This window comes from Streptomyces sp. ActVer, from assembly GCF_027270795.1.
Classification (GTDB): Bacteria; Actinomycetota; Actinomycetes; order Streptomycetales; family Streptomycetaceae; genus Streptomyces; species Streptomyces umbrinus_A.
The window spans coordinates 1-2,304 of the sequence record NZ_JAPWHT010000791.1; the positions used below are offsets into that span (position 1 = coordinate 1).

General features: G+C 72.5%; 1 protein-coding gene and 1 pseudogene. Both read right to left on the reverse strand.

What is annotated here, in order from left to right; all coding sequences use genetic code 11:
- Positions 1-24 precede the first annotated feature (24 nt).
- On the reverse strand, positions 25-873 hold the full coding sequence (locus O3Q52_RS52080) for an ABC transporter substrate-binding protein (RefSeq protein ID WP_269655397.1): 849 nt from the start codon (positions 871-873) through the stop codon (positions 25-27).
- 135 nt (positions 874-1,008) lie between these two features.
- Positions 1,009-2,304, reverse strand: a pseudogene (locus tag O3Q52_RS52085) (hypothetical protein); the annotation flags it as partial.

Below are 2,304 nucleotides of genomic sequence, written 5' to 3' on the forward strand. Positions count from 1 at the left end.
GGCGGTCAGGCGGTCAGGCGAAGCTCACCTCTTGGCCCCCAGTACCTCAAGTGCGTCCGCCACCGACCGGAGGAAAGCGGCGTACGCGTGGGCGCTGCACGGCAGTTCCGGGTTCCACGGCTCCACGGTCGCGGTCGCGGTGAGGGCCTCCCAGGCGGGCACGGAGTCCAACTCCCCTGCCGGTACGGCGTTCGCGCGGGCGTCCGCGAGGACCAGGTCGGGGGCGAGGCCGACGGCGTGCTCCCAGCTGGTCGTTGCCCAGTTCGCGCCCCCGGCACCCGGCTCGACCAACTCCACGCCCAGCTCGGCCAGATGACGCAGCTCGGGCCAGGTCCCCGGCCGGGCGAGATGCACCTGGCGGGCTCCGGCGGCCGACAGCGCGAGCACCTTCAGCGGAGCGGAGGCGGCGGCTCGTACGGCGTCCTCCGCTGCGGCCAGTTCGCCCTCCCCGCCCGCCGGTTCGCCGCCGAGGGCCACCGACAGTTGGGCGAAGCGCGCCAGGATGTCGGGCAGCGAGGTGTCGCCGCCGACCGCGAGCGCGAGGACGGGTGCCCCGGCCCGTTTCGCCGCCGCCTCCATGACGGCGTACGGCTTCTCCCGGTCGTACGTGACGTCTACGACGATGTCGGGCCGTACGGAGCGAATGGCCCCGTCGTCGAGGGCCTTGCCCGCGCCCAGGTACGGGACGTCGGCCAGGGCACCGGACTTGGCGCGGTCGGGCTCGTCGCCGTCGTGGCCTGATCCGTACACCCCGACGGGCCGCACCCCCAGATCCCACAGTGCCGCGCCCGCGCGGACGTACGCGGCCACCCTCTCGGGCCGCCCGATGCGCCGTAACGTGATCCCCCGGTCGTCGGTGAACTCCCAGCCCATACGGCACCCGCCCCTTCGACACCCGCCCGGCGCGGGCCACTCGGGCCACGATGAGCCGGACGCCGGAACGGGACAAGGGGACACCCGGCCATCACCGGGTGCCCCCTTCAACCAGTCCGCTCAACCGGTCCGCGACTAGCTGGGGTTGGTCTCGATCACTCCGACACGGTCCGCCGCCGTCTTGCCGAGGAGCGCCGGGCGCATCGCGCCGACCACGTCCTGAGGTGTGACGGGGGTCTTCTTGCCGTTGCCCCGGGTGATCAGCACGCCGTCGAAGGCGCCGCCGTACAACTCCTTCAGCGCTTCCAGGTCGTAGTACTCGACCAGCTTGCCCTGGGCGTTGGCCTTGACTCCGAGGAACTTCCACAGGGAGTTCTCCGGGCTGAACGGGAGCTCCACCCCGCCGGCCTTGACCGTCACGTTGGCCGACATCGCCGGCTGCGCGAACGCCTTCATCATGCGGTCGACCTCGGCCTTGGTGACCTTGGGCTCCTTGGTCGTGGTGGGAACCTTGACGGTCGCCGCCTTGCCGGTCTCCACCTGCGCGCGGTACGCCTCCTCGACGGCCTCCGTCGACTGTCCGGTGTCGATGCCCTTGCCCGCCTTGCCGTAGACGGCGACGGCCTTGCCCGACTGGAACTTGATCGTGCCCTCGGTCGCCGAGCCGGAGCCGCCCGCGGCGCGCTCCAGGGCGGCCGTCAGCTTCTCCTCGTCGACGGGCATCGCGGGGTCGACGACGCGATGGTTGCCGAACAGCGAGCCGATCACCGAGACGGGGTTGTAGTCGCTGCCCGCCGCGGACCGTACCGTCGCCTGGCTGTCGAGCTGGAGACCGGCCTGGTCCGGCCTGAGGGTGACGGTGTCGCCCTCGACCGAGAGCTGCAGCGGCTTGGCCGCCCGCGTCCTGAAGGCGTCGTCGAGCTTCTTGACGGCCTCGTCACGGGTGCCGCCGCCGATGTCGACGCCGAGCACGGTGGTGCCCTTGGGCACGTCGGAGTGGTTCATGAGCAGCCCGGCGCCGTACGCGATGCCGCCGAGGGTCACCACGCCGGTGACCAGCAGCACCAGCTTGTTGCGGCCCTTTTTCTTCTTCTTGGGCCGCGAAGCCGCGGGCGCCGCCGGCGAGACGGGTTCGGGCAGCTTCGGGGGCTGGTGCGGCAGCGGTCCGTCGGTGTGCGCGCCCGGTCCGAACGGGGAGTTCGGGGCGGGCGGCACGACGGGGATGCCGCTGGTCAGCGTGTGTCCGGAGACGTTCTCACCGGGTCCGCCGTAGCCCGGCGTACCGGGTTCGGGGGCGGGCTTCTGCGGGGTGAGGATCGCGGTGTCGTCGCTCATCCCGCCGCCGGGTCCTCCGGTGAAGGACGAGCCGTGCTGGGCGCCCTTGCCACCGGGGAAGCCGGGACCGCCGGGGCCGCCGCCCTGACCAGGGCC

Coding starts and splice junctions, on each gene's coding strand:
- O3Q52_RS52080 (WP_269655397.1), bottom strand. CDS start 873: ATGGGCTGGGAGTTCACCGACGACCGGGGGATCACGTTACGGCGCATC.